The following is a 21,003-nucleotide window of genomic DNA, read 5'->3' as shown; positions in this document are numbered from 1 at the left end:
TTGGAGTGATTCACGGATTTTATGGGCTAGAACAAAAGCAGTTTTGTACTGAAAATCTAGGTCACGAGATAGCTGGCTGATATACCTTTCACCGCATTAACTTAAATGGCACAGACAAAAAGAAGCGTCCGTAATGGCAATTTATGGTGAGCAAAGATAATGCTTGATGTTACACTAAAGCGATGTTTGCAATGCTCACATTATCATTGTTTACGACTGGTAATGTAATAGGCTTTATTTTGTACTTGGCATTTCGGACAAACCACGATTTCTGTACTACCCCAACGCAATTTACACAGCATAGCATGGCACTTGTCATCACTTAACCGAACAATGGCTAGTGACGACATACTACGAGCATGGGCTGTTGGCAAGAGGTGTTTTGTCATAATTTAAGCCTGTTAATCATCGTTTGTGATGATTATACGCCTTATAACAAATTTTGACAATAGATTTATAATCGTTTATAATGATTATATGTTTTAAATAGTGAGAAAATACGACATGAAACACTCAAAGAGCAATGAATGGCGAAATAAAGCCAAGGGCATTGTTAAAGCGGAAATTGTCCTTAGAAACCTTAGCTATGCTGATGTGGCAGAAAAGTTAAAAGACTTAGGTATTGAGGAAACCCCACAAAACCTTAGCAATAAGATTTCTCGCGGAGCTTTTGGGGCGGACTTTATGTTGCAGGTTTTAACTGCAATTGGGTGCAATAAAATTCGTTTGATTTAATAACATTTTTTATAAACGATAGTTTTGAGTTGGTCTTATTGAGAAGGTTTTAATATGTTTAATAATGATGCACATCTTGAAAGTAAAAATAGTGGCTTATCTAAAGCCAAAAGTGCCAAAAAGGATGAATTTTACACGCAATACAACGATATTGAAAAGGAAATGCAATCCTACCTTGACTATGACGCTAACGTTTTTCGAGGTAAAATTGTCTTTTTACCATGTGACGACCCCGATTGGAGTAACTTTACCAAGTATTTCGCTCAAAACTTTGAACGATTTGGCTTGAAAAAACTCATTAGCACCAGTTACGCACATACCAGTAAAGATTTACAAGCTGATTATCAGCCGTCTTTATTTGAAACTCAAAGCCCGAATTATGACAAAGATAAATCGGTAAAACAGGGTAAAATATTCATCCTTGATAAAGACAATAACCATGACGGCAAAGTCGATATTAAGGATTTGCAATGGCATTACCTTAATGGCACAGGGGATTTTAAAACAGATGAAATCAAAGCCTTGCGAGATGAAGCGGATATGATTATCACCAATCCCCCCTTTTCGCTATTTCGTGAATTTTTGGCATGGATAGTGGAAGCGGATAAACAATTTTCCATTATTGGAAATATGAACGCCATTACCTGTAAAGACATATTTTCACTCATTAAAAACAATGAAGCATGGTTAGGTGCGACCATTAATAGTGGTGATAGAGAGTTTAGAGTGCCTGAAAGCTACCCACTTGAAGCAGCAGGATTTAGAATTGATGACGAGGGGAATAAATATATTCGTGTAAAAGGCGTTCGTTGGTTTACAAATATCGACCATGGCAGACGACATCAACCCTTGCAACTGATGACAATGGCAGAAAATCTTAAATTTAATAAGAAAATTCAAGGGAAAAATGCTTATCAAAAATACGATAATTACAACGCCATTGAGGTACCCGTAACTATCGCCACACCAAGTGATTATAAAGGTATTATGGGTGTTCCTATTAGCTTTTTAGACAAACACAACCCTGAACAATTTAAAATTATTGGTATGGATTTAGATGTCAAAAATGGATTATTAAGTGATTTAGCTGTTGCTGATTGGAATGGTAAGTTAGACCGTGCTTACATTAAGGGTAATCGAATGTACTCACGAATCCTCATACAAGCAGAATAATGAGAGTGCCTAATATGTACATTGAATATATAGATTATAATGATGGGCAAATGCTGTTTGACAACAATCACATGATCCGATGTGATTATTTCAACAATCTACCATTTAGAATACAGCGTATTGTGCTTACACCTGATAATCAAAACACTCAAAATATCGTTGAGATTGCAAAAAAGCGTTTAAGCAATATAAATTTTAATTCAGCCAATTCGTCAGGTGATACAAGAAATTTAAGAGAAATTCAGTTAAAAGGCTTGTGTGGTCTTATCATTGAGCAATTATGCTTTACTATGCTTAATCACTACAATACAAGTAAAAATGTTTCTATACAAATAGATAGGTCAAATAATTCTATCAATCAAGTTGATATAAAGATTATCAAAAGATGGAAAGACCAGTCAGACATTGAACATCAAGCCATAAAAACAGTAGAGATACGCTCCTCTTTTCCATTTAAGCCGATAGCAGAGGCTATAATAAAAGATTTTGATATATTAGGTACTTATACTAACCATGTTAAAACTATAGAAATGGATAAAGATTTCTATTTGCGTTTTCTTTTTAGTATTGATTACAGTAACGGGCAGTTCGTTAAAAATAATAAAGGCGGTATAGATTATAGTGCTACTACAGTTAAGTTTTTAAATGAACAGTATTTCGATGATAATTTATTTTTGAAACGAGATTTGGTTGTCTATTTTGTCGGTGGGGCTACCAAAGAAATGATGCTTGATGACACGATATCATATTATGGCTCTATGCAGTCAAATAATTTCAATAAGTCTAGCACCGCAAAATATCGAAAATTAAAAATTAAAAATGCCCTTGATTGTATTTCTATAATTCAACTAATGTTAAATGTTGTCGCTGACGAAGCATCTAACGGGAAATAAGAATAATTTATGAAAACCACGCTTAAGACCTATACCATTGCCGATATCTGTCATGGATTCACCTACAACGAATTTGAAGGCAAAGGCTTATTTGGCTTATCTGGCAAACTTACCATTCAACCTGAATACCAACGCAATTATATCTATGCTGATGGTAAACGTGATGTTGCCGTTATCGAATCTATCCTAAAGGGCTACCCATTGGGTTTGTTGTATTTTAACCAAACAGGGGATGGTATCTATGAGGTTTTAGACGGACAGCAACGCATTACCAGTATCGGGCGATTTGTTACCAATAAATTTGCCATCATGGATAACAACAAGACCCCGCAATATTTCAACTCACTACCACCTGAACAGCAAGATTTGATTAATAAAACCAATCTTTTAGTATATGTGTGTGACGGTGAGGAAATCGAAATTAAAAACTGGTTTAAAACCATCAACATTGCAGGCGTACCACTCAATGAACAAGAATTATTAAATGCTGTCTATTCAGGCAAATTTGTAACCCTAGCAAAAGCCGAATTTAGCAACAGCCAAAACGCCAATATTAACAAATGGGCGAGTTATGTGCGAGGATCAGCTTTACGCCAAGACTTTTTAGCCACCGCCCTTGAATGGGTCAGCCGTAACAATGTAGGCGACTACATGAGCCGTCACCGTCATGATGACAACATTAGCGAACTAAAAACCTATTTTAATACCGTAATTGACTGGGTATCAGGGATTTTTACTACTGTTGAGAAAGAAATGCAGGGGTTAGAATGGGGACGACTATATGAAACCTACAAATCCAAGCCTTACAATCCGCAAACCATTAGTGAGCAAGTAAAAACCCTATATGCAGACCCTTATGTCAAAGACCGTAAAGGAACTTTTGAATATGTGCTAGGTGGTATGATGGATAAAAAATTACTTAATGTAAGAGTATTTGATGAAGCTACCAAAAAATCAACCTATGCCAAACAAACCGCCAATGCCGAAGTGAATGGTATTTCAAACTGCCCGCTATGTGCAATCAGTGACAATGTCAATAAAAATAAAATTTGGAAACTTGCCGACATGGATGCAGACCATGTGACCGCTTGGAGTAAAGGGGGTGCAACCGACAAGGCTAATTGTGAAATGTTATGCAAAACTCATAATAGAGCTAAGGGTAATAAATAACACAAATCACTAATAAACATTGGTTTTGTGCAAGTGCTACATAATGACGAAATTTCACAAAAAAAAGATACGCAAGCAACAAAAGTTTGAGGCATCATCTTCATTATTTAATAAGATATTACTATAAATACCTTTAAAAGTCATAAAGCAAAAAGATGATGACAAGACGCGTGCTTATATGCCTTTACATTCTTTCTCAATGAGGCTGTCTTTCTATTGCAGAGATTAACCAAACAGAGATATGCTTGTCCCAGTATACAAAAGCCCTTTAACAGAGCAAACCTTAAATTTTTGTTTTCATACAAAAGCTTAAACACCAGCATCTTATTCATAAAAAAAACAAACAAGACCCAACATGCTCTGTCCAACTTTCTCTCTTCAACTTTCAATGGGTACGAACTCTTGCGTTGGTTCATAAAAACCATTCGCCCTTCTAAAGCGCAAACACAGGATTTTTTTAATGGTGCATGCATAAACTTAAAATGAAAAAATAGAACTGTATAAGAAAGAAATGACTATAAATCAAAAAGTTGTATTTTTATCAATAAAATATTTTCAAAGAAAACCACGATCCCCGCACAATAAAAACATCTCATAAATGCAAGAGAAAAAGTCATGAATAAAGAGAGAGATCTATTCACAATGGCGATACATCAACCAATGAAAAATAACAAAATGCTATAAGATCACTATCATAAAAGGAAGAACTGTACGAAACGTAAAAAAGCATTAAAAAAACGGGCACAGAAGGCCCGTTTCTTTATTACTTCTATGGAATAAGAGCTTAGAAATCCATTCCACCCATTCCGCCACCTAAGCATTGGAGGCATTGGTGTATCTTTCTTTGGAACTTCAGCAACCATTGCTTCTGTTGTAATCAGCAGGCTAGCAATTGAAGCCGCATTCTGGAGAGCAGAACGCAAAAACTTTCACTGGATCAACAATTCTTGAAAGCAATCAAATCACCAAATTCACCGGTTGCAAAACGTGAAAAAGCATTAAAAAAAACGGGCACAGAAGGCCCGTTTCTTTATTACTTCTATGGAATAAGAGCTTAGAAATCCATTCCGCCCATTCCACCCATTCCGCCACCTAAGCATTGGAGGCATTGGTGTATCTTTCTTTGAAACTTCAGCAACCATTGCTTCTGTTGTAATCAGCAGGCTAGCAATTGAAGCCGCATTCTGGAGAGCAGAACGCAAAAACTTTCACTGGATCAACAATTCTTGAAAGCAATCAAATCACCAAATTCACCGGTTGCAAAACGTGAAAAAGCATTAAAAAAAACGGGCACAGAAGGCCCGTTTCTTTATTACTTCTATGGAATAAGAGCTTAGAAATCCATTCCGCCCATTCCACCCATTCCGCCACCAGGCATTGGAGGCATTGGTGTATCTTTCTTTGGAACTTCAGCAACCATTGCTTCTGTTGTAATCAGCAGGCTAGCAATTGACGCCGCATTCTGGAGAGCAGAACGCACAACTTTCACTGGATCAACAATTCCCAAAGCAATCAAATCACCAAATTCACCGGTTGCAGTATTGTAACCATAAGTGTCAGCATTATTTTCCAGCACTTTGCCCACAATAATAGCGGCTTCTTCACCGGCATTGGTTGCGATTTGACGTGCTGGCGCTTGAAGAGCACGACGAACGATATGAATACCAGCTTCTTGGTCAGGATTGCTTCCTTTAACGGTCAACGCATTTGCTGCACGCAACAATGCGGTACCACCACCAGCAACAATACCTTCTTCAACAGCAGCACGTGTTGCATTCAAGGCATCATCAACGCGGTCTTTCTTTTCTTTCACTTCAACTTCTGTTGCACCACCAACACGGATAACAGCAACACCACCAGCGAGTTTAGCAAGTCTTTCTTGCAATTTTTCACGGTCATAGTCAGAAGTTGTTTCTTCAATCTGAGCCTTGATTTGATTGACGCGAGCAGTAATTTCAGACTTTTGTCCAGCACCATCAATAATGGTGGTGTTTTCTTTAGAAATATTCACTTTCTTTGCACGTCCAAGCATATCCAAAGTGACATTTTCAAGTTTAATGCCCACATCCTCAGAAATAACCTGTCCGGATGTCAAGATTGCGATATCCTCTAACATTGCTTTACGGCGATCACCAAATCCAGGTGCTTTTACAGCAGCAATTTTCAAACCACCACGCAACTTGTTAACCACGAGCGTTGCCAAAGCTTCACCTTCCACATCTTCAGCGATAATGAGAAGTGGTTTTCCAGATTGCACAACAGCTTCAAGCACAGGAAGAAGAGATTGCAAATTAGACAATTTCTTTTCGTGAATGAGAATGTAAGGATCATCAAGATCAGCGACCATTTTCTCAGCATTTGTGACAAAATAAGGGGAAAGATATCCACGGTCAAACTGCATTCCTTCAACGACTTCTAATTCCGTTTCAGCAGTTTTAGCTTCTTCCACGGTAATAACGCCTTCATTGCCAACCTTTTCCATAGCATCAGCGATCATTTTACCGATTTCAGCAGCGCCATTAGCAGAAATGGTTCCTACTTGTGCAATTTCTGCTGAAGTTTGGATTTTTTTTGCTTTTTTGAAGAGGTTTGCCACCACTTCATCTACAGCAGCATCAATCCCGCGTTTAAGATCCATTGGGTTCATGCCCGCAGCAACAGCTTTAACACCTTCTTGCACAATAGCTTGTCCTAAAACAGTAGCTGTTGTTGTTCCATCACCAGCGATATCATTGGTTTTAGAAGCAACTTCGCGCAACATTTGTGCACCCATGTTTTCGAACTTATCTTCAAGTTCAATTTCCTTTGCAACGGATACACCATCTTTTGTGATGCGAGGCGCACCGAATGATTTATCAATCACCACATTACGACCTTTAGGGCCGAGTGTCACCTTAACAGCATTAGCAAGGATGTCGACACCGCGCAACAAACGCTCACGCGCTTCACGGCCAAATTTGACTTCTTTAGCAGCCATTTAATTTCTCCTTGGAGTTTTTTCAAAATAGTACACAATGAAAAATTAAGCGCTTTAATTAGCCCATAATTCCCATAATGTCAGATTCTTTCATGATGAGGAGGTCTTCCCCATTAATCTTGACTTCAGTTCCAGACCATTTTCCAAAGAGGATACGGTCTCCTGTCTTGACTTCTAAAGGCACACGCTTTCCGTTATCATCGAGAGCGCCATTACCAACAGCAATCACTTCGCCTTCTTGAGGTTTTTCTTTTGCTGTATCAGGGATGATAATCCCACCAGCCGTTTTATTTTCAGATTCAACCCGACGGACAACGACACGGTCGTGAAGTGGGCGGAATTGTATATTAGCCATGTTTTAAATCCTTAAAACTGAACATAATTGCATTAATCTTAAAGTTCTTGCTAGCACTCATAGCTTGAGAGTGCTAGTATGTGTTAGATATAAAATCGGCATCTCTTAATGTCAAGAATAGCCATAAAATAATTTCTCTAAATGAAGCTTCAAAGTCTTGCCTCTTGTTGCACTTTCGCGTTATTTAGCTTTTTTAAGAACCCGTGAACAAAAAAGGATCTTATCATGGTTGAAACACGTCAGGAAACGGATAGCTTTGGAACGATTTCGGTACGTCAAGATCGTTATTGGGGCGCACAAACTGAACGTTCTCTGCATAATTTTAATATTGGTAGTGAAAAGCAGCCTCTTGCCATCATCTATGCCTTAGCCCTTATCAAAAAGGCTGCAGCTGTTGTAAATATGGACAAAGGAAAACTACCAGAAAATATTGGAAAAGCAATTATTGCAGCCGCCGATGAAGTGCTTGCCGGCGATTTTGATACGCATTTTCCACTCTCCGTCTGGCAAACAGGTTCTGGCACACAAAGCAATATGAATGTCAATGAAGTCATTGCTAATCGTGCCAGTAAGATTTTGGGAGGAAAACTTGGAAGCAAAAAACCAGTTCACCCCAATGACCATGTCAATATGAGTCAATCATCGAACGACTCCTTTCCCACAGCGCTTCACATTGCCACCACGTTGCAAACACGCCAACACTTACTGCCAATCCTTGAAGCTCTTATTGCTACATTAAAACAAAAAGAGCAAGAATTTGCAGACATCATTAAAATCGGCCGCACCCATACTCAAGATGCAACGCCTTTAACCTTAGGGCAAGAATTTTCAGGCTATCGTGCCGCATTAGAAGCCAATCTTCAGCGCATTGAAAATGCTCTAACCGATGTCCACATGCTTGCTCAAGGTGGCACAGCTGTTGGCACAGGACTAAATGCGCCAAAAGGTTTTGACATTGCTTTTGCACAAACAGTGAGCGCTTTCACAGGAATAACATTTCAAACCGCCAGCAATAAATTTGAAGCACTCGCCCATCATGGAGCCCTTGCGCATTTCCACGGGAGCTTGAATGCTCTTGCTGCTGATCTGTTTAAAATTGCCAATGACATCCGGTTTTTAGGCTCAGGACCACGTTCCGGTTTAGGGGAACTCAGTCTTCCCGAAAATGAACCCGGATCTTCTATTATGCCTGGCAAAGTCAACCCCACGCAATGTGAAGCCTTAACCATGGTCGCATGCCAAGTTTTTGGTAATCACACCAGCGTAACCTTTGCCGCAAGCCAAGGACATTTTGAACTCAACGTTTATAAACCTGTTGTTGGCTATAACGTTTTACAATCAATTACCCTTCTTGGTGATTGCATGCGTTCTTTTGATATGCATTGCATTCAAGGATTACGGGCCAATCGCGTTCATATTCACTCGCTCATGGAGCGCTCACTCATGTTAGTCACAGCTCTTGCACCAGAAATTGGCTATGAAAAAGCTGCTGAAATTGCAAAAGCGGCGCATAAAAATGATACAACTTTGCGCGCAGAAGCATTAAAAGCTGGCGTTTCTGGAGCTGATTATGACCGGCTGGTTGATCCCAAAAAGATGATTGCTCCCCAATAAACAACCCACTAAAAAGATGCAAACATCTTAAAACAAATCTTTCTGTCAAAAAATCGGGGTGTAAGCACCCCGATGATGACCGATAACGATTTCCCACGGCGTTCATTTTAGGATCTGGTCCACATTTCTACTCTTGTCTCAATGAGATAATGTGTTTATTTATAATGATAATCTAGTATTATCCATATTGAATGAGAATCCTGAATACCGTAGGATTTTCCCATTTTAAATCTGTCCTATGTTGAATCAATCAAAATCACTCACTTGCACATCCCAAGTGAGGTGAATGTGTGGCGATATGAATGTGTGGATAGAAATTGTATAAGATAAGAAAGGACTAAAAACGCCTCTAATGAACCGCCTCAAGTGCCAAGGACTGTCACAACTGCCAAGGGGCTGTCACAACACCCACGAGCTGGCAAATATAATGATCGTGCCGTCTTGCTTCTTTATGAAACGTAAAGATAGAAGTGCTCAATGGCTTTATCGTTATACCATTCACGAGCCACCGTCGTGAAATGGGTTTGGAAGCATTAAGAGATGTCTCCTTTATAAAGCGTAAAGATAGAAGTACTCAATAGAGGAACAGCTGTTGGAAAAAACTCAATGCACTGAAAGGTTTTTCTCTGTGCTGAAACAATCAGCTCTCTGACGGAAATATCCTTGACAACCCGCAAGAAATTTGAGGCATTCACCCCTCATGACGCTCTCATCCATTTCCACAAAAATCTGAGTGCACGCGCTAATCTCTTTAAAATTGCCAACGACTTTAAGTTTTTAGGCTCTCATCCACATTCCGGCTTAGGTAAACGAAAAGGATCATCTATCGTTTACATGGTGCATGAGAAACCTCATAAAACATTAAATTCTCGCACTTTGCTCCTTCTTATTTTTCGTATTCCATTCAATCAATCAAAACTATTCGCTTGGATTGTTATAAGAAAAAGTGGCATATAGATAAAAAAAGAAATAAAGTCGCTCATCCTCTCAAGTGCTCAAAAGGCTATCGCAATACAAAGCTACGCAATATCAGAAACGAGCAAAGAATATGATAGTGCCAATATGTATTTTTTTAATATCAATTGAATATTAAGCACAATGATATCAATCATTATAGACAATACATTTAACACTGAGCAACAAAAGGTGTTTTTAATATATATAAAATAGTTGTTCTTTAAACAAATCAAAAGCTTATTTATTATGCTATAATTTTTTATAAAACACAGAAAACACTGAAGGAATATATAAAAACCCTGAAAAACGCCGGATAATAGCACGAAAAAAGTTTTAAAAACGCTTTAATATGGTCAATTATAGATTTTATGCGTATTTTAGTTTTCATAATGATATTAACTATAGATTTTTTTAACCAATTTATATATAATACGATTTGTGTCTGAAATAAATTGGGGACGTTTTTATGAAAACAAAATATTTAATCGCACTATCTATTTTCACTTTTATTACCACTTCAACAGCGCAAGCAGCAGATACGGTAATCTTTGAGCAATCAAAACCGAAGGTTTCATTGCAAAATGATTCATCGTCACGTATCTCACCGGTTACTGTTTCTGCACCTTTTTCTTGGTCTGGTTTTTATGTTGGAGGACAAATTGGATATTTTTCCAGTAAAAATACTCTAGATTACGCACAAGAAGCCAGGGACGGAAAATGGGCTTGGGTTGATAGAAACTTATCACCGAAACCATCAGGATTGAGAGCAGGTTTGTATGCAGGTTCTAATATTGATCTGGGAGATAACCTTGTTTTCGGTTTTGATACGGACATAGTCTGGTCTGGGAGGAAAAGCACCCAAACAGACAATGGAAAGAAAATTCTAAATGAATTAGACTCTATTAACATTGCCTTTAAAGAAGCTGGGATTCCTATCATAAAACCTGCAGCTCAGGATGAAACAATCCCCAACTATGGTGACATTGTTGTCAGCAGTGTAACACTGAAAGAAAAATGGTCTGGTGCTGCGCGTGCGCGTATTGGTTTTGCTTCCCATCGCCTTATGCCTTATATTGCAGGGGGTGTAGCCTATACACAAATGCAATATATCATGTCACTTTTATCAAAATCGCAAGAAGATTCGACAGTTTTTGCTTCTGGCGATGTGTTAGATAAGACAGAAACAATGTTTGGTTACACTGTTGGTGGTGGTTTTGATCTTGCAATGACAGATAATATCATCATGCGTACAGAATATCGTTATTCAGATTTTTTGAAAAAGAAATTTGCAAACGATGACCTTAAAATCTCTTCTCAAACGCATGATTTTCGCTTTGGTATCGCTTATAAATTCTAAGTTCTATAAAAAAATCGAACTCTTAAAAAACCCTGTTAAAAACGGGGTTTTTTTATGCCCCTTTCCCCCTAAAAAGACATAGATTCTAAAAGCTAGGACTAAACTGTAAATAAATAATCATGAAACAATAAAGCCTCTCCCTCTTTTAAAGCAAGCTCCTATCCTCTCTCCCCCTTTCATGTAATACATTTGGAATAGAAAAGCTTTACCATCATACCACTGGGCGCCATCGTAAAATACGCCATCGTAAAATAAATGAGAGCAGTTATTAAGAGATATTTCTTTAAAATAACTATGTATATTGTACATCAATTGCAGTTTTATAGGATGATGTTGACTTGTCCTCCCCACTCTCACAGGATCAAGATTCTAAAAACCCATTTCTAAAATCATATCCGTTTGTAAGAACACAACGACTCTCGGGGACTCTCGGGGGCTCTTGGGGACTCTTGGGGCGGGCTCCTCTTTGCGCCTCCCCATGAAATGCCCTTAAACCTAAAGCAAAACAAACACTCTTAAGAATATCCAACACACACTGAAAAAAATACTGTAACGTTTCAAAGAAGTTTAAAGACCCTATATGACCACACTTCAAATGACAGTGTTTACAGCTATTGTATACCAGAGTAGAGAGAAGATATTGCGGTTCTCTGTTTATGTAATTTCGGTAACGGGGAGACAGCTTCATTTGGGGAGCATATGAAATTGTCAAGGCAAAAACCAATTTCCAACCTTACTATTTCTTTTTACTTCGGTTTTACGACTTTCAAAGCCTCTAAAGCTCTATCTTTTAAAGAAAGGAGATTACGCATTACCTCATGCTGGTGTTTCTCACGGATCTTTTTGGGATCACGGCCCTCATGTCATACGACAGCGCTCCAAACAAAACACTCTCAAGTCCCAAACACACTCAAATCCCAAACACTCTCAAGTCCCAAACACTTGGGTTGCTAATTCACATGCGTGTTTTAAAGAAACATCTCTCAAAACTCTCACGCCCATTTCGCAACAACACCCACAAGCATATAAAATCTATAGAGCACCATCTTTACACTTCATAAAAGTGCAAGATAAAAGTACAAGCTGGCACCATCCATCATACACTCCTACCCCCAATGATGCCCTTGAAACGGTTTATTAAGAGGCATTTTTATTCATTTTTTGTAAAATTTCATGCCACAATAGCTCATCCAGCTTGCAATGTACAAGAGACATGATTTTGGTCAATTTACTATAAACAGACTTAAAATGAGAGAATCTTACGGTATTCGAGGTTTTTCATTCAACATGCAAAACATTGAACACTGTTTATCAATTTCATGTTTTACCAATCCCACATGTTTTATAAATCAACATGATGCGCCATAACAGGATAAAGGAAAATATTAGAAATGGTGCGGGTGGTCGGACTCGAACCGACACTCCTCTCGGAACCAGATTTTGAGTCTGGCGCGTCTACCAGTTCCACCACACCCGCACATTGCTACAAAAGACAGGACTTAAAATACAGACTTGTCGATTATTCCTTTGCACTATATGAAGAAGCACAGATTCGTCAACAGCAGACTTCTCATTTTTTAAGAATTCATATCATTTTCTTATCTGTTTTATGAAATATTTTCTTTGTTGGATTTCTCTACCGGATTTATAGTAAAGTCTTTACCTCTTAAATTTATAGAAAGCCTCATGATATTAAACAAATTAAAGCTTTGGACGATTTCTTTAGCAAATCGGCGTACAGCACCACACTGGCTTGGTTTCATTGCCTTTATTGAAAGTTCTGTTTTTCCAATTCCCATAGATGTTTTATATATTCCGATGCTGCTTATCCATCAAAAGCGGGTTTATCGCTATGCTTTAATTGCGACTATCTGTTCTGTATTAGGAGGCATTGCCGGTTGGTTTATCGGACATTTTGCCTATGATACTCTTGCCAAACCCATTTTAGAAATTTACGGTAAGGTTGAAAGTTTTGAATCTCTGAAAAATAGTGCAACCCTGCAATTTCTAGTCATTTTACTGATAACATCAGGTTTTTTTCATCTTCCCCCCATCAAAATTGTCACAATTTTGGCCGGTGTAATGAGTGTACGTCTTGAACTTTTCATTCTTATTTGTATTTTTTCTAGAGGTGCTCGTTTTTATCTTCTCGCGTGGCTGATTAAACATTTTGGGCAAAAAGCAATGAATTTTCTAGTACAGAATTTCAAATGGATTATTCTCATTGGTTGTGTTAGTCTCGTTTTAATTTATGGGATTTTCATAGCTTTTTTAAACAAAAAGCTTTTATAAGGAACAGACTTAATGGCGTGCGTTTTGTCTTCTCACCCACTTTTATACAAGCACTTTCATCTTGAACCCAGCAGAAAAGAACAAAGTTTATGGGCTTTTTTTCTCGCTTTTTGCTTGTCCGCTACCATAGGTCTTGCCCTTGGTTTTGAATATTTTGGGGGATACCTTCCTTGCGATTTATGCCTCATAGAGCGTTTTCCCTATTATGGTGCCATACCCTTTTTGCTCTTAGCAGGTTTTGGGGCATGGTTTTTTCGCATGTCTGTTTGGATACAACTTTTATTTTTATGTGTTTTTGTCTTAATGTGTATAAGCCTTGTTTTAGCCATTTATCATGCGGGTGTCGAATATGGCTTTTGGGCAGCTCCCCTCAGTTGTGGTTTAAGCGCAGTGAGAAAAACCTCAGACATTAACCAGCTACTTAACCAATTAAACAACATTCATCCCCCTTCTTGTTCTGAAGCATCCGCACGCTTTCTTTTTCTTTCATTTGCCGGTTGGAATGTCGTCTCAAGCCTATTTTACATGCTTATCAGTTTTTATGTTGCCTCAAAAGGGCTCCTTTCAAGCAATAAAAAACTCTAACCATAAAATAGAAACGAGACCGCGTGCACTCGTTCTCTCCAATCGCTTCCCCCTAACCAACACCCTCCAGTTACCAATCATCCCCCAAAACTACCCACCGCCAAACCAACCCACCAACACCAACTAGTCACCAACATCCCACCTATCACCAACATCCCTCCTCTAGCGTTGTACGCAAAAGACAAAAATAAGCAGATATATCCATTTTATGGTTTCACCTCTCTGTACTTATGAGAAACATTTTGATAAAAACCCATGATAGAAAAGCCGTAAAATAATAAGTGAGGGGACCGATAAATATAAATGGTCTGCTATGGCTGAAGATAAGAACACAGCACCTTCTACCCTATCACCTATTTCCTTAGATATAACCAAACTTGAAGAACCATGTGTTATGATGGAACATGATCATAATGCATGGCGCGAGCATATAAGAGAAACGGATTTAAATGCTCCTTACAAAAAACCACCTCACATAAAACCACGAATCAAATCGGCACCACGCATCAGACAAGTTTTTTGGTGCGATTTTCCTCATGATTCGATACTCCCTGAATTTTGGAAAAAGCGGCCTGTTTTAGTGCTTTCTAAGAATGCAAAATTATATGGAAATGTGACAGTTTTACCTTTTTCAACGAAATCACAACCCAATAATCCCGCCGCGTATCCAATACAATCTCCCATAGAGAATAAAAAAGCATGGATTATCTGCAATTATGTCACAACAGTTTCTGTAAGTCGTTTAAGTTGCTCACGTACCGTTCCAAGATTATCCTGCGAAGATTTTCATAAAGTTGTAGCTCTGATGCTCAAATATTTACCGCATTTACAGTGTTGACTTTTGAGAAAAATAAGTGTATCTATATCAGCATACACGGCATCAGTAATGGTGACCGCTTCCCCGAAAGGGGAGATAGGAACGAAGGAGTGGGAAACCGCTCCTTTCGTCATTTTTGGTGTTTTTTTTGAGAACTTTTTAGCCATTTTTTACAACCTTCCCTAGAACATATCCAACATTCATTCTCCACCGTTGTTGTTTTGAAATATCTGCGATTTGGGGTAAGCAGAAGACACTATCCGTACTATTGATCTGGTAAAGTTTCCCACGGAGATTACCGAGATGTTGTACATATTTATCATTTCATTGCACAAAAAACCGTGCTGCCGTTGCTTAAACTTTATATGATTTGCCGCAATGGGAATATCTTTCCAAGATTGAAAAAAATTTTTCATAATTTGGCATAACAAATAATCCCTTGTTCTTCGCGCTCTTGAAGTGTTCAATCGCTCAATTTACCAAAAGATATTCGACCTCACAACTTGTTTATTTACGTCCCTCAATACGGATGAAGCGGATGAAAAAGCCAGCATTTTTGAAAGGAAAAAAATAGTAAAGAGCATTTAATGATTCAAACGCTTTAAGACTACACAGAATACTCCATTCATCTTTGAACGCATCTGTTTCTGTAAAGAGAGCTAATAATGCTTATATAATCTGAATAATATTAGTTTACTTACCATATGATAACCGATTGATAACGATAATGCTAAACACAGAACTCACATCACCATACCACAAAATAGTGTTTTTACGAGATAACAAAAAACGATTACTTCACACCGCAATATATCTTAAAAATTGCATCAATAATCCATAGCATTTTTATAAAATACTATGAAATTTGAAAAATCCATACAAAACATATGTCATTCACACCACAATAAAACTACATTTTGTTTATTTAAAAAAACATTTTGTATATTTAAAATATCTCCGTTAATAATATAGAATTGCGTTTACGACTTACCAAAACAGATGATACAATAAATACAATAAAAACAATAATATAATTTAAACTTATTTCTAAATTAACAAAAAAATTACAGCTTATAATTTAAGTTAAAAACTAAAATTGAAAAGTTGACAAAATCAATAAACTATGGAAATTACATAAAAGTATAATACAAAATGTGCAATTGAACACTTTGTATTAACAGCACATTAAACACATAATGAAATTATGCATCATAGGATGCCACGGTGCTTTTTTTGTTTTGTTTAAAGAGTGTAATGAAAAAACTTTTTTGATTAAATCTTTTAAATTTGGATCATTATAATGAAAATATTTCAAAAAATCGCGTTATATATTGTTACAATAGCCTTTTTCTTTTCACAGGTTTTGGAAGCTAATGCTTATTATTTGAATAGTCATTCTCAAGGTTCTAGTGTTGCTTCTACAGTGTCAAAAGAAAATAAAGTTGTTAAAGCTATTGATATGGTTATGAATCATATTTCAACACAAAGCACTGAACAAGATTTAAAAAAAGGTGTTGTAAAGGTAGGAATTATGATGGGACTTGCACCAGCACTTTGGGGTCTTATTGCGTATTTTTCATGGTTATTTTCTAAAAAGCGGGCTCCCTATCGTACACCGGGTCAAAAAGCATTTGATGCTTTTGCGGACAGTGCGTGGATGCTCGTTTAAACACCGTTTCACTTAAATACAGTTTAAACAGTAAGCTTATTTAATACTTAATAACATAAACTGTAATTCAGATTACAGTTTATGTTTTTTTATATTCAATTAATATTGTTAACTTTTCCCCACTCTACATGATAAATAAAATTTGATCAGCTATATTCACACAAATGCAATGCGATAAATTGAACACTGTTTGATATGATAATATCTCTCTCTCATTTATGCACTCCCACTTTTAAACCTACCCCTGAAATTGCAGCACAAAAGATAATTCGTTACACGCTAAAAAATCCACCTAAATGCAAAAGCTGTAACAACGCTCAACTTCGACTATTTGAATAACAGCGATCATTCAAACTTTAACCAACACGATAATACGCCTATTCTAAACGATTTATGTACCACCTCATCCGCAACACATTGCCAAATATCCGTACATTTCCCCGAAAAATTTTCACACTTTTACGCATAGTAAAAAAAAGATTAACTGTAATCATGTTGCACTCCTTAAATTTATAATGAATTGCAAAATGACCAAAAAAATCAAACAAAAATAGAGAGGTAAGTTACGAAAACTACAGGGTAAATTTTACTGCCCCAAAATGTCTATTTCCCCCGCCTGAACAGTCAGAGGAACACTATAAAAATTATTTTTATTGAAAAACAATTACTTATAATCTAGGGAAGAAAAGTAAAAATCTCCCCCAGAAAAAGAGATTACCTTCAAAATTATCAAAAAAAACAGCACAATTTTAGTGATCTTTTTATTTTTTTTTCTTTTGATAAAAGAGAGCTGGCAGGTGTCTTAGGCGCCCCTCCGGTAGGTTCCCAATTCGCAACAGCCGCTAATTCCTCAATAACATCCTTTTTTAACTTACCATTTTTCTTATTGTGTAAATCATATTGATTAGCATTCTGTTGCAACCATTTTGCAAGCGTTCCTTTAACAGTTTTACCACCCTCAACCTCACTCACCGCTTCCCATGCCGCAACAATAGCTGCAAGCTTTGGAGCATAACGTGGATGCATTGGATCTTGAAACGCATATTTTTGGTCCTTAACGTCACGAGAATCATCCTCAGGGAAAAAAAATGGAGGGTACAGACCACGCAATGAAAGCCATTCTTTTAAATCATCAACGCGAACATATGAGGAATCTGCATCTATAAAATCCGAAAAATTATAGTACGACCATTCTATCTCTAATCGATTGCTTTTTCCCGCTTGAACGATAGCATGATAGGCTGCACGGAAATTAGCAGTTTTCTCTGATGATACGGAAAGGTTATCTTCGTAAATATCACTTTTTTCTGGTTCTAATTTGTTGACAAACAAATACTTTCCTGGATTTAATCCAACTATTAAAAGCGCTGCCTGCAGTATTGTTAGTTTTTCAGAAAGCCGCCAAAATTTCAAACCATCACTATTTTCCATATATGCTCCCTTTTTTATCTGCACAATTTCGCTCTTTTTTAAAAACATCAAAAACGTTTGTTAACGCGTAGAGATTATGCACTTCTCACATTTCAACTCATCCCATACTTTAAATAAAAACACAGCACCCACACCCCTCCTTGTGATACACAAGAAAATGATTTGAATTGTTTCAATATAAGAAGTTTTGAAGTGAGAGGAATCCTACTGAATTTTGGGCTTTCATGCAAGATATCAGGCAAGTTACAAGGCGATAAATGCCCCTTCATAAAGCATAAATTTTCATGCGTGATCAAACAATTTGATATGATAATATCTCTTTCATTTATGCACTCCCACCCTTAAACCTGTCCCTGCAATTACAGCACAAAAGATAATTCGTTACACGCTAACAAATCCACCTAAATGCAAAAGCTGTAACAACGCTAAAATGCGCGTAAATATCATAAGAATACTGGCTTACACCTCCACAAGCAGAATAAGTGGCGTAAAACTGTACAATAAAATGCCATACCCATAATAAACCGTGCTAAAGACTGTCGCAACACTGGGAGCTAAGGTGTATGATGATGCCGGCTTGCTCTTTTATGAAGCGTAAAGATTAAGAAGACTCAATAGAGTTTATATTATTTCATGGAAATTTTGTCGCTCTACCCTTCTATACTCTTCACAGGGTCCCTTCGCGAAATGGGCTTTTGTCCCTTGAAAAAGGTCTCTTTTAAAGAATCATCTCAAATTCCAAGAGCTGTTACAGTCTTTTGAACGCATAAAATGAATGATAACGCCAAGCCTATTTCTTTCCCTACATTCTCGAGCATCAATACATTGAAACACTTCTTTGGAACGCCCCTTTAGCAAAATAAAGCACATTGTCTCTTAATTTTTTCACGCAATCATTTCTTTCATGTGACCATTATTCTTGATAAATCTCCTTTGCTTTCTTGACTTCCCAGCACTCTTTTTTCTCAGTGCAACCTTTTTGCAATTTTTCAGTTTTTAACTTTTAGATTGACTTTCGGTTTATTTTTCTTATGTTTTAGAATTATTCTAAAGTGCAGAGGAACAGAAAATGTTGAGATCGTTTTTTTCATTTGTACAACGTAAAGCTCTGTTCTTTCGTTCAGCACAAAAAATGATGCTTCAAGCGCTCAAAGTAAAAGAGCAGCATGCAGCGCTCTATTTAAAATATGCAAAAGCTCTAGAACCTTATTCCTCTAAGGAAGCGGCGGTTTTTACCGCCATGGGGCTTCAAGAGCTTGAAAATTATAAGGAACTTTTGTGCCTTACTTGCCATAATCGTGCAAACACTATCGGTTCATTATGTGACCGAACTTCTCTTGTAAAAAGCAAGAGTAGCCATCCCTCTAAAAAAACAACAGTGGCCAATAACACCGTAAAAAAACCTTCGAAAACGCAAAGACAAACACTTTTGACTTGGATTCAACCAGGTCTTGCAGGATTAATGGATGGCTCTGTCTCTACCCTTGCCCCCATTTTTGCAGCAGCTTTTGCCACAGGAGACACGCATCAAACTTTTTTGATAGGGCTTTCAGCTTCTATTGGTGCAGGACTTTCGATGGGTTTCACAGAAGCAGCCCACGATGACGGTAAATTATCAGGGCGTGGTTCGCCATTAAAAAGAGGTCTTGCCAGCGGCATTATGACAACATTAGGGGGGTTAGGCCATACTCTTCCCTATTTGATCAACTCTTTTTATGTAGCGACAGTTATTGCATTTATCATTGTTTTTTTCGAACTAGGCGCAATCGTCTGGATCCAAAACAAATTCATGTCAACTCCCTTTTGGCGCGCCTCTTTACAGGTCATCATTGGTGGTGCTCTGGTTTTTGCCACGGGTATTCTTATTGGTAGTATCTAAAAAATCTTATCTGTAACCATAATTTAGATCTCAAATAAGCGCATGTCCCTAGGTATAAGCCGTCATGGATGATGCCATTATTGAAAAATACCATTAATGGTGTCAGATGGCGTTTTGGAATATTCTAGATCAGCAAGCTCTGGGGACAACCTAGATCAACAAACCTTTATCGACTTGGTTTTATGGATATCTTTTGTTAAAGTACCATTTCTTTCTAGACCTCATATTTTGGAAATGCCCTGATCATGTCGCACACTGAAACCAACGCCCCTCTAAACAATCACCCTGTCTCTTCTCAATCTTCACATGCCCTGACTTTATTTGTTCAGCGTCTTGCACACGGACAAGGTTTAGAACTTCCTCACTACGCAACGGCTGGTTCTGCGGGTCTTGATCTACGTGCAGCAATTGGAGAAGAAGAAACGCTTGTTCTTGCCCCTGGGCAGCGGGCACTTATTCCAACAGGTCTCATTTTTCATTTATCACGTGGGCTTGAAGCACAAATACGTCCACGCTCTGGCTTAGCCTTAAAACACGGCATCACATGCCTCAACACTCCAGGAACAATTGATAGTGATTACCGTGGTGAAGTCAAAGTCCTTCTTATCAATTTAGGACAAGAAGACTTTTCTATCCAACGGGGAATGCGCATTGCCCAAACAGTCATCGCTCCCGTATCCCAAGTCAATGTTTGCGCCATTGAACCAGAGCAAAATACCCAAAGCCATAAAGAGAGCCGTGGAACAGGAGGTTTTGGTTCAACGGGGCATACTTAAGAAGCTCTGAAAAAATCGCTACTCTCAAAATATAACACTCGCAACCACTCTTTCACTGAAAGTCCTTTGGGCTTCTAAAGTGTAGAAGGAGTGCGCATGTGCTCTCAAAGTTTTTTACTAAACGGAACCTCTAAACAATCATCCTTACTCTTTCTCTGTCTCTTCTCAATCTTCACATGCCCTGACGTTATCCCTTCAGCGTCTTGCGCTTGAGACAAGGTTTAGAACTTCTTCACTACGCAACGGCTGGTTCTGCGGGTCTTGGATTTACAAGCAGCAATTGGTAAAGAAGAAACGCTTGTTCTTGCCCTTGGGCAGCGGGC

General features: G+C 37.8%; 16 protein-coding genes, 1 tRNA gene and 2 pseudogenes. 12 read left to right on the top strand and 7 right to left on the bottom strand.

Going from position 1 to position 21,003, the window contains the following annotated elements:
- Window positions 1-203: 203 nt before the first annotated feature.
- Window positions 204-389 carry a transposase gene (locus tag ACFIJQ_RS04770; protein ID WP_375628792.1) on the bottom strand — a complete coding sequence of 62 codons (186 nt, stop codon included), beginning with the start codon at window positions 387-389 and terminating at the stop codon, window positions 204-206.
- 115 nt (window positions 390-504) lie between these two features.
- On the opposite strand from ACFIJQ_RS04770, the gene ACFIJQ_RS04765 reads away from it, so the two are divergent.
- The 4 genes from ACFIJQ_RS04765 to ACFIJQ_RS04750 are packed head-to-tail and all read left to right on the top strand — an operon-like array spanning window position 505 to window position 3,971.
- Window positions 505-735 carry a DUF6471 domain-containing protein gene (locus ACFIJQ_RS04765; RefSeq protein WP_273755571.1) on the top strand — a complete coding sequence of 77 codons (231 nt, stop codon included), beginning with the start codon at window positions 505-507 and terminating at the stop codon, window positions 733-735.
- Window positions 736-789: 54 nt separating this feature from the next.
- Window positions 790-1,908, top strand: coding sequence for an adenine-specific methyltransferase EcoRI family protein (locus ACFIJQ_RS04760; protein WP_273755572.1), 1,119 nt, complete (start codon window positions 790-792; stop codon window positions 1,906-1,908).
- Entirely contained in the window at window positions 1,908-2,801 is an 894-nt protein-coding gene (locus ACFIJQ_RS04755; protein ID WP_375628789.1) for a hypothetical protein, read from the top strand. The genes ACFIJQ_RS04760 and ACFIJQ_RS04755 overlap by 1 nt, the downstream gene beginning before the upstream one ends.
- 9 nt (window positions 2,802-2,810) lie before the next feature.
- Window positions 2,811-3,971: an HNH endonuclease family protein gene (locus tag ACFIJQ_RS04750; RefSeq protein ID WP_375628788.1), complete on the top strand. Its 1,161-nt coding sequence runs from the start codon at window positions 2,811-2,813 to the stop codon at window positions 3,969-3,971.
- A 784-nt stretch (window positions 3,972-4,755) separates the two neighbouring features.
- Here ACFIJQ_RS04750 and groEL (ACFIJQ_RS04745) read toward each other — a convergent pair.
- From groEL (ACFIJQ_RS04745) to groES, 4 genes and pseudogenes are all read right to left on the bottom strand, one after another.
- Window positions 4,756-4,953, bottom strand: a pseudogene (gene groEL, locus ACFIJQ_RS04745) (chaperonin GroEL); the annotation flags it as partial.
- Window positions 4,954-5,025: 72 nt separating this feature from the next.
- A pseudogene (gene groEL / locus ACFIJQ_RS04740) lies at window positions 5,026-5,229 on the bottom strand (chaperonin GroEL); the annotation flags it as partial.
- A 75-nt stretch (window positions 5,230-5,304) separates the two neighbouring features.
- A complete protein-coding gene (gene groL / locus ACFIJQ_RS04735; RefSeq protein ID WP_015856904.1) occupies window positions 5,305-6,948 on the bottom strand; it encodes a chaperonin GroEL in 1,644 nt (547 codons plus the stop codon).
- 58 nt (window positions 6,949-7,006) lie between these two features.
- Complete coding sequence (gene groES / locus ACFIJQ_RS04730) at window positions 7,007-7,303, bottom strand: co-chaperone GroES (protein ID WP_005774667.1); 297 nt, start codon at window positions 7,301-7,303, stop codon at window positions 7,007-7,009.
- A gap of 225 nt (window positions 7,304-7,528) precedes the next feature.
- Between groES and fumC the strand changes: the two genes are divergently transcribed.
- Together fumC and ACFIJQ_RS04720 are read left to right on the top strand one after the other, a co-directional pair.
- Window positions 7,529-8,917: a class II fumarate hydratase gene (fumC, locus tag ACFIJQ_RS04725; protein WP_375628785.1), complete on the top strand. Its 1,389-nt coding sequence runs from the start codon at window positions 7,529-7,531 to the stop codon at window positions 8,915-8,917.
- Window positions 8,918-10,340: 1,423 nt separating this feature from the next.
- Window positions 10,341-11,231 (top strand): outer membrane protein, encoded by an 891-nt coding sequence (locus ACFIJQ_RS04720; RefSeq protein WP_273788654.1) that lies wholly within the window; start codon window positions 10,341-10,343, stop codon window positions 11,229-11,231.
- A 1,392-nt stretch (window positions 11,232-12,623) separates the two neighbouring features.
- Here the strand turns inward: ACFIJQ_RS04720 and ACFIJQ_RS04715 are convergent.
- A tRNA-Leu gene (locus tag ACFIJQ_RS04715) sits at window positions 12,624-12,708 on the bottom strand.
- A 209-nt stretch (window positions 12,709-12,917) separates the two neighbouring features.
- Here ACFIJQ_RS04715 and ACFIJQ_RS04710 point away from each other — a divergent pair.
- The 4 genes from ACFIJQ_RS04710 to ACFIJQ_RS04695 all read left to right on the top strand — a co-directional run bounded on the left by ACFIJQ_RS04710 (window position 12,918) and on the right by ACFIJQ_RS04695 (window position 16,594).
- Window positions 12,918-13,523, top strand: coding sequence for a YqaA family protein (locus ACFIJQ_RS04710; protein ID WP_015856907.1), 606 nt, complete (start codon window positions 12,918-12,920; stop codon window positions 13,521-13,523).
- A gap of 12 nt (window positions 13,524-13,535) precedes the next feature.
- Window positions 13,536-14,108: a disulfide bond formation protein B gene (locus ACFIJQ_RS04705; protein ID WP_273788653.1), complete on the top strand. Its 573-nt coding sequence runs from the start codon at window positions 13,536-13,538 to the stop codon at window positions 14,106-14,108.
- Between the two features lie 313 nt (window positions 14,109-14,421).
- On the top strand, window positions 14,422-14,946 hold the full coding sequence (locus ACFIJQ_RS04700) for a type II toxin-antitoxin system PemK/MazF family toxin (protein ID WP_273788651.1): 525 nt from the start codon (window positions 14,422-14,424) through the stop codon (window positions 14,944-14,946).
- Between the two features lie 1,279 nt (window positions 14,947-16,225).
- On the top strand, window positions 16,226-16,594 hold the full coding sequence (locus ACFIJQ_RS04695) for a hypothetical protein (RefSeq protein WP_375628782.1): 369 nt from the start codon (window positions 16,226-16,228) through the stop codon (window positions 16,592-16,594).
- Between the two features lie 729 nt (window positions 16,595-17,323).
- Here ACFIJQ_RS04695 and ACFIJQ_RS04690 read toward each other — a convergent pair.
- Window positions 17,324-18,025: a hypothetical protein gene (locus tag ACFIJQ_RS04690; RefSeq protein WP_375628780.1), complete on the bottom strand. Its 702-nt coding sequence runs from the start codon at window positions 18,023-18,025 to the stop codon at window positions 17,324-17,326.
- Window positions 18,026-19,094: 1,069 nt separating this feature from the next.
- Between ACFIJQ_RS04690 and ACFIJQ_RS04685 the strand changes: the two genes are divergently transcribed.
- Both ACFIJQ_RS04685 and dut read left to right on the top strand, forming a co-directional pair.
- Entirely contained in the window at window positions 19,095-19,904 is an 810-nt protein-coding gene (locus ACFIJQ_RS04685; RefSeq protein WP_273788648.1) for a VIT1/CCC1 transporter family protein, read from the top strand.
- Between the two features lie 245 nt (window positions 19,905-20,149).
- Complete coding sequence (gene dut, locus ACFIJQ_RS04680; RefSeq protein ID WP_375628778.1) at window positions 20,150-20,680, top strand: dUTP diphosphatase; 531 nt, start codon at window positions 20,150-20,152, stop codon at window positions 20,678-20,680.
- Window positions 20,681-21,003: the final 323 nt, after the last annotated feature.

The organism is Bartonella sp. TT67HLJMS (assembly GCF_042193375.1).
GTDB classification, from domain to species: Bacteria; Pseudomonadota; Alphaproteobacteria; order Rhizobiales; family Rhizobiaceae; genus Bartonella; species Bartonella grahamii.
Note: the sequence above shows the minus strand (reverse complement) of the source record. Positions and strands in the feature narration are given on the sequence as shown.